This is a genomic window from Amycolatopsis sp. NPDC048633 (genome assembly GCF_040650695.1).
GTDB lineage: Bacteria > Actinomycetota > Actinomycetes > Mycobacteriales > Pseudonocardiaceae > Amycolatopsis.
The window spans coordinates 226,318-233,357 of the sequence record NZ_JBEZHS010000012.1; the positions used below are offsets into that span (position 1 = coordinate 226,318).

Genomic DNA, 7,040 nt, shown 5'->3' on the forward strand with positions numbered 1-7,040 from the left:
CGGCGCCGGGGCGAACCGATTTACGAAGCCAGCGCCAGCCCGGCCGTCCGGTGCACGCGGCGGCTGTCGTCGACGATGAGGATCTCGCAGTCCGGCCGGTCGGCCGCCCAGCTGATGCCCTCGGTGCCCATCGCGAAGGCCGCGGTGGCCAGCGCGTCGGCGGTGACCAGGTTCCCGGCCACGACGGTGACGCTCATCAGCCCGGTCGCCGGCGTCCCCGACCGGCCGTCGAGGATGTGCGAGCCGCGCTCGTAGGCCGCCGACGTCGCGATGGCGCCGTTGCGCGACTCCAGCACCGCGCACACGGCGAGGGGCTGCTCGGGGTGGCGCACGCCGACCCGCCAGGGCTGTCCCGGTTCCGGTTCGCCGGCGGTGACGACGTCGCCGCCGGCGTTGAGGCAGAACGTCGTCGCGCCCTCGGCCTTGAGCATGTCGGCGGCGCGCTGCACCGCCCAGCCCTTGACCACCGCGCACGGGTCGAGGCCGCGGCCGGGCAGCCGCGCGCGGAACGCGCCGCCGGAAAGCTGTTCGTAGTACGCGCAGAGCTCCAGGACCTCCAGGAGGTCGTCGGTCAGCTCGGCCGCCGTGAGCTCGCCACGGTCGTAGCGGCTGACCTCGCTGTCCTCCTTGAACGGGCTGAACCGCGCGTCGACGTCCCGGAACCAGGCGAAGACGTCGTCGACGATCTCGGCGAAATCGCCGTCGTCCCGCAGGTCGAGGGAGATCGGCAGGCCCATCACCTGTTCGACGCGGGTGGTCATCTGCTGCCCCGGGCGTCGATGGCGGCCTGCAGCGACGTCTTGTACGACTCGCTCGTCTCGGTCGCCCCGGTGATCGTGTCGATGTCGGCGTTCTGCGCTTTCATCGCTTCCTCCTGCAGGCGCGGCAACGCGGTGAGTGCCCGGCCGTCGTCGGGCGCCTGCAACAGCGTGACCGCGACCATCCGGTTGCCGGTGAACGTGACCTCGACCTGCACCGTCCCATAGCTGCTCGATTCCGGAGTGCCCTGGGTCGTGACTGTCGCGTTCGCACTGTCCGGAGTGGACGGAGTGGACGTCGTACCCGGCGGCGGGGCCGCTGTGGACGGTGCGGCGACGCTCGGCGGCGCCTGGGCGACGGCCGCGGTGTTGTGCACCGGCCCGGGTTCGAACCGCCAGACCGCGATGAACCCCGCGATCGACAGCGCGACGACGAAGATGGTCCTTTTCACAGCAGCATCCCCTTAGGCCGCGAGGCTGAAGCGTTCGGCGTGGACCTGGGCCTTCGGCACGCGCAGCTCGCGCAGGCTGCGCAGCACGGCCGACGTCATCCCCGGCGGGCCGCAGACGAAGACGTCCCGCTCGTGCACGTCCGGCACCATCATGTGCAGGTTCGCCGGGCCGAGCATCGCCCCGCGCGGGCCGACCGCCTGGTCCGATCCGGTGAGGACGCTCACCACCGCGCCGCGGGCCTTGGCGAGCCCGTTGAGCTCGGGCAGCAGCACCGCGTCGGCCTGCGTGCGCACCCGGTAGAGCACGACGACGTGGCCGTCGATGTCCTCCAGCAGCGCGCGGATCGGCGTGATGCCGACCCCGCCCGCCACGAGCAGCGCGTTGGGCCGCTGCTGGTGGATCGTCGTGAACGCGCCGTACGGGCCTTCGGCGAACACCCGCGTCCCGATCCGCAGGTTGCGCAGCGACGCGCTGGAGTCGCCGAGCGCCTTCGCGGTCAGGCGCAGCGTCCGGCCGTCGGGCGCGGCGGACAGGGAGAACGGGTTGGCCTGGTACCAGCGGTCCTTCGTGAGGAACCGCCACAGGAAGAACTGGCCCGCGCGCGCCGGCATCTTGTCGAGGTTCTTGCCCGTCATGTAGACCGAAACCACGTCCGGGGCCTCGGAAACCACCGCGGTGACGCGCAGCTGGTGACGCAGGTTCCGCCAGAGCGGGAGCACGACGCGCCCGGCCAGCACGGCGGCCCCGGCCCCGAGCCACATCGTCCACCAGTACGCCTTGGCCGTCGGGGCACTCGCGAACGACGTGCCGAGCGCGATCTGGTGGGTGAACGCCAGCACGATGGCCGCGTAGGTGTAGAGGTGGATGAAGTGCCACGTCTCGTAGGCCAGCCGCTTGCGCGCGAACTTCGCCGAGGCCCCGCCCACGATGAGGATGACGGCGAACGCGACCAGCGCCCGCAGGATCCCTTCGAGCGTGTTGGCCATTTCGACCAGCTCGTCGACGACGCCCTTGTCGGAGACCTCCGCGTACCCGAACACGATGAACACCAGGTGCGCCAGCAGGGTCCACAGGATCGTGAAGCCGGTCCACCGGTGCCACGTCGTGAGCCGGTCCATCCCGATCCGGCGGTCCAGCCAGGGCAGCCGGGCCACGAGCAAGAGCTGGAAGGCGATCGCCAGCGCGCCGTACATCCCGGCGAGCCTGCCGATGCTGATCAGCACGTTCTGGGACAGTCCAGCTTGGGCGAAGAGCAGCGTGACGGCGCCCACGTTGGCACCCAGGAAGAGGAAAAGGCCGGATTTCGCGGCGATCCGGGGGCGGATCGCCGGGCGCGTGGCCTCGGCGGTCTGCGTCATGCTGGTCACACGGATCCCCCTCGGGTTCGGTTCACGAACCTCAGCCTCGCCACGCAGCCTGTGGCGAGTCTGGGTACCGGCTGTCGGATTCCTGTCGGCCCGCGCCACCGGTCGCCGGTCGCCCGCGCGCCGGGAGAAGATGGGGTGGTGCAGCCCTCCGAGCCCGTGCGCCTGCTCGTCGTCGACGACGAGCCGCACATCGCCGACCTCGTCGCCACCGTCGCCCGGTACGAGGGCTGGCAGGCGGTCACGGCCGGGTCCGGCAAGGCCGCGCTGGCCGAGGCCGCGGAGTTCGGGCCGGACATCGTCGTGCTCGACCTGATGCTGCCCGACCTGGACGGCTTCACCGTGCTCGACCGCCTCCGGGAGAACGGCAGCGCGGTGCCCGTGGTGTTCCTCACGGCCAAGGACGCGACGGCCGACCGGATCGCCGGGCTCACCCGCGGGGGTGACGACTACCTCGTGAAACCGTTTTCCGTCGAGGAGCTGATGGCGCGGCTGCGGGCGGTGCTGCGGCGCAGCACCGGCCTCGCGCACCAGGCGGCGGCACGCGGCGCCGTGCTGCGCGTCGGCGACCTGACGCTGGACGAGGACACCCGCGAGGTCCGCCGCGGCGAGCAGCCGCCCGCCGAGCTGACCCCGACCGAGTACGAGCTGCTGCGCTACCTCATGCGCCGGTCGCCGTCGGTGCTGACGAAGGCGCAGATCCTCGACCACGTCTGGGAGTACGACTTCGGCGGCCGGTCCAATGTGGTCGAACTGGTCATCTCGCACCTGCGGCGCAAGGTCGACGCGGGCGACGGCGAACCGCTGATCCACACCGTGCGCGGCGTCGGGTACGTCGTGCGCCAGGTCAACCGGTGAGGCGCTTCTTCCGCCGGTGGTACGGGGCCTGGCAGCGCACCCGGCTGGGCACCCGCATCACGCTCGGCCTCGGCGCGCTCGCGCTGGTCGTGTTCGCGGCCGTCGGCGTCACGATGGTCGGGATCATGCACGGCTACCTCGACCGGCGGCTCGACGAACAGCTGTCCAAGAGCCAGAACACGCAGCTGCCGCAGCTGCGCGAGACGCACGGCTCGCCGCAGTCCGTGTACTCGTGGTACTCGGCGCTGTACAAGGTGCGAGACGGCGTCGCGCTGCCCGAGCCGGGCGGCAAGCTGCCGGGGGACGCCCGCCAGCTCGCGAACATCGCGGCCGAGGCGGCGGGCGGCGACGTCACGCGCAACATCTACCTCCACGACGACGGCCCCTACCGGGTGCGCGCGTGCCCGGTCGACAACGGTTCGGTGCTGCTGTCGGCCGCGCCGCAGAAGGACCTCGACGGCACGGTCCAGCAGCTGATCTGGGTCGAGGTCGGCGCGTTCGCGTTCGCACTGGCCGTGCTGGTGGTCGTGGGGCGGCTGGTGCTGAGCCGCGGCCTGCGCCCGCTGGCCGACATGGCGGGCACGGCGCACGACATCGCGTCCCAGGACCTCACCGCGAACCCCGCCCTGCCGGCCCGCGCGGCCGGCACCGGGGGCGGCGCCGAGGTCGAAGAGCTGCGGACGGCGTTCAACGTGATGCTCGCCCACATCGACACGTCCCTGGCGGCGAAGACCGAGGCGAACGAGCGGCTGCGGCGGTTCGTCGCGGACGCGTCCCACGAGCTGCGGACGCCGCTGACGTCGATCCGGGGCTACGCCGACCTTTTCCGCTACGCGGCGGCGAACGAGCCGGCGGAGCGGGAGGCGCACCTGGCGAAGATCCGCTCCGAGACGGCACGGATGAGTGTCCTCGTCGATGATCTTCTGCTGCTGGCCCGGCTCGACGCGCGGGCGGCCGAGACGCCGTTGCGGCCGGAGCGCACCGACCTGGCCGAGCTGGCCGGCGACGCGGCGGACGCCTTCGCCGCCGGGCGGCCCGACCACCCTTTGACGTCGTCTCTCGAGGCGGCTTTCGTCCACGCGGACCCGGTCAGGCTGCGGCAGGTGCTCGACAACCTGCTGGCCAACGCCGCCGTGCACACCCCGCCCGGGACCGCGGTGCACGTCTCGGTGGCGGCTTCGGAGTCCGAGGCCGTCGTCCAGGTGACTGATGCCGGGCCGGGGATCGCTCTGGTGGATCAGGAGCGGATCTTCGACCGGTTCTTCCGCGTCGACGACTCGCGCACCCGCGGCGCCGGCGGCACCGGGCTCGGGCTGTCGGTGGTCCAGTCCCTGGTGACGGCGCACGGCGGCACGGTCTCGGTTTCTTCGGAGCCGGGCCGGACGACCTTTACCGTGCGGCTGCCCCTCGCCCGGTGACGTGCTCGGGCGTCGTCCAGCCGGGGGAGAGGTCCGTCGACGGCTCGGGTGCGCCGAAGACCGTCCGCACCGGGAGCACGCCGGCCCACGCGGTATCGGCGTCGAGGTCCTCCGGCTCGTCGTCCGGGCCCTCGGCGCGCATCTTCACCGACGCCTCGGTGAGGTCGAGCGCCAGCACGCTCACCGCCGCGAACTCCTTCGCGTTGACCTCCCGCGCGTGGTCCCACGAGCCGGGTGCGAGGTGGTCGGTCAGCACTTTGAGGCCGTGCATCTTCGCTTCGGCGTCCGCGAGCAGCGTCGCCTTCCCGAAGATGACCGCGCTGCGGTAGTTCATCGAGTGGTTGTTCACCGACCGCGAGTAGACGATGCCGTCGAGCAGCGTGACCGTGACGCAGATGTCGAGGTCCTGCGACGCCGTGCGCAGGCTGGCCGCGCCGGTGGAGCCGTGCAGGTAGAGCGTGTCGCCGTCGCGGCCGTAGCCGGTCGGCAGGACCAGGGGCGCGCCGTCGCGGACGATGCCGAGGTGGCAGATCAGGCCCTCGTCCAGGACGTTGTAGAGCGCGGAGCGGTCGGTCACGGCCCGGTGCTTCTTGCGGCCGAGCGTGGTGCGGGGCGTGGTGGACAGCATGCGACCAGCGTCTCCCAGCACAGTGGCATCGGAAAACGGCCACTTCTCGTACACTTGGGAAGTCCACTTGAGGAGGTCCCGTGACCCACGCCGACACCGCGCTCCCGGTCAGCCTCGACCGCGCGGCCGTGACGCCCTTGGCCGTCCAGCTGGCGGACGCGCTGCGCGAAGCCGCCGCGAGCGGGCACCTGCGTGGCGGCGACCGGCTCCCGTCGACGCGGGCGCTGGCCGGCCGCCTCGGCGTCAGCCGCACGGTGACGTCGGCGGCTTACGAGCAGCTGCACGCCGAGGGCTGGATCGCGGGGCGTCACGGCTCCGGCACGTACGTGACGACGCCGCCTTCGTTCTCGGCTTCGGAGGTCCCGGCGCCCGCGGTCCCGGCGCCCGAGACGGAGGTGCCGTCGCTGCTCGACCTGGGGCCCGGCACGCCGTGGGCGGACGGTCTGGACCGCGCGGCCTGGCGCCGCGCCTGGCGTGCGGCGGCGGACCCGGACCCGCTGGTCCGCGCGCACCGCGCCGGGCTGCCGGAGTACCGCGCGGCGGTGTCGGAGCACCTGCTGCGTCACCGCGGGCTGGCGGCCGGTTCGGTGCTGGCGACCGGCGGGACGACGGCGGCCGTCGTCGAGCTGGCCGCGGCGGTGCTCGAGCGCGGGGACGTCGTCGCCGTCGAGGAGCCCGGGTACCAGCGCGCGGTGCAGGCGTTCCTGCGCGCCGGGATGCGGGTGGTGGGCGTGCCGGTGGACGACGAGGGGCTGCGGCCGGACGCGATCCCGCCGGGTGCGCGGGCGGTGTACTGCTCGCCGGCGCACCAGTACCCGATGGGCAGCCGGCTGAGCGCGGCGCGGCGGGTTTCGCTGGTCGAGCTGGCGCGCGTTTCGTCCATGCTGGTGATCGAGGACGACTACGACGGCGAACTGCGCTTCGACGTGGCGCCGCTGCCGATGCTGGCTTCCCTGGCGCCGGATGTCGTGGCGCACTTGGGGACGACGTCGAAGATCCTCACGCCGACGCTGGGGGCCGGGTGGATGGTGGCGCCGGAGGCGATCACGTCGGCGGTGCTGGCTTATCGGGATTCGACCGGGACGCGGCCTTCGCCGGCGGGGCAGCGGGTGCTGTACGAATTCGCGCGGAACGGAGATCTGGGGCGTCACCTGCGGAAACTGCGCCGCGAGATGGCTGAGCGGCGGACATTGCTGGCGGGGGCGCTTTCGGGCGCGGGGGTGCCGGTTCGCGGGGACGACGCGGGGGCGCACCTGGTGGTGCCGTTTCCGTCGGCTTCGGTGGAGGTGTCGGTGATCGCCGCGGCTGAACGGCGGGGGATCCGGTTGGACGGGCTGGCGCGGCACTTCGCCGGGGAGCCGTCGGCGCATGGGGTGGCGATCGGGTATGCGGGTTGTGGGCGGGAGGCTTTGGTGGCTGCGTTGCCGACGTTGGTTTCGTTGCTGCGCTGAGGGTTTGCCCGCTGTGCCGGGGGTCTCGAGCGGCCCAACGGAGGCGCTGCGCGCCGCGGTGCTGATTCAACGCACCCAATGTGGCGTTCGGTGCGTTGGACGCACCGAAC

7 protein-coding genes are annotated in these 7,040 nt (G+C 72.5%); 3 read left to right on the forward strand and 4 right to left on the reverse strand.

Annotated elements, in window-relative coordinates; translation table 11 throughout:
• Positions 1–20 precede the first annotated feature (20 nt).
• From AB0C38_RS23165 to AB0C38_RS23175, 3 genes are read right to left on the reverse strand one after another with little or no spacing between them, the layout of a single operon-like run.
• A complete protein-coding gene (locus AB0C38_RS23165) occupies positions 21–761 on the reverse strand; it encodes an FAD:protein FMN transferase (RefSeq protein ID WP_360676755.1) in 741 nt (246 codons plus the stop codon).
• Positions 758–1,210 (reverse strand): FMN-binding protein, encoded by a 453-nt coding sequence (locus AB0C38_RS23170; protein WP_360676757.1) that lies wholly within the window; start codon positions 1,208–1,210, stop codon positions 758–760. Before AB0C38_RS23170 ends, AB0C38_RS23165 begins: the two co-directional genes overlap by 4 nt.
• Positions 1,211–1,222: 12 nt before the next feature.
• Complete coding sequence (locus tag AB0C38_RS23175; RefSeq protein ID WP_360676783.1) at positions 1,223–2,569, reverse strand: ferredoxin reductase family protein; 1,347 nt, start codon at positions 2,567–2,569, stop codon at positions 1,223–1,225.
• 147 nt (positions 2,570–2,716) lie between these two features.
• On the opposite strand from AB0C38_RS23175, the gene AB0C38_RS23180 reads away from it, so the two are divergent.
• Complete coding sequence (locus AB0C38_RS23180; protein WP_360676759.1) at positions 2,717–3,433, forward strand: response regulator transcription factor; 717 nt, start codon at positions 2,717–2,719, stop codon at positions 3,431–3,433.
• Positions 3,430–4,851 carry a HAMP domain-containing sensor histidine kinase gene (locus AB0C38_RS23185; protein WP_360676761.1) on the forward strand — a complete coding sequence of 474 codons (1,422 nt, stop codon included), beginning with the start codon at positions 3,430–3,432 and terminating at the stop codon, positions 4,849–4,851. The genes AB0C38_RS23180 and AB0C38_RS23185 overlap by 4 nt, the downstream gene beginning before the upstream one ends.
• On the opposite strand, the gene AB0C38_RS23190 is transcribed toward AB0C38_RS23185, so the two are convergent.
• The gene (locus tag AB0C38_RS23190) at positions 4,823–5,479 is read right to left on the reverse strand and encodes a pyridoxamine 5'-phosphate oxidase family protein (RefSeq protein ID WP_360676763.1); all 657 of its coding nucleotides are present in this window, start codon (positions 5,477–5,479) and stop codon (positions 4,823–4,825) included. The two genes, AB0C38_RS23185 and AB0C38_RS23190, sit on opposite strands and share 29 nt — an antisense overlap.
• A gap of 80 nt (positions 5,480–5,559) precedes the next feature.
• Here AB0C38_RS23190 and AB0C38_RS23195 point away from each other — a divergent pair, with 80 nt between their 5' ends.
• Positions 5,560–6,930: a PLP-dependent aminotransferase family protein gene (locus AB0C38_RS23195; RefSeq protein ID WP_360676765.1), complete on the forward strand. Its 1,371-nt coding sequence runs from the start codon at positions 5,560–5,562 to the stop codon at positions 6,928–6,930.
• The last annotated feature ends 110 nt before the right edge of the window (positions 6,931–7,040 follow it).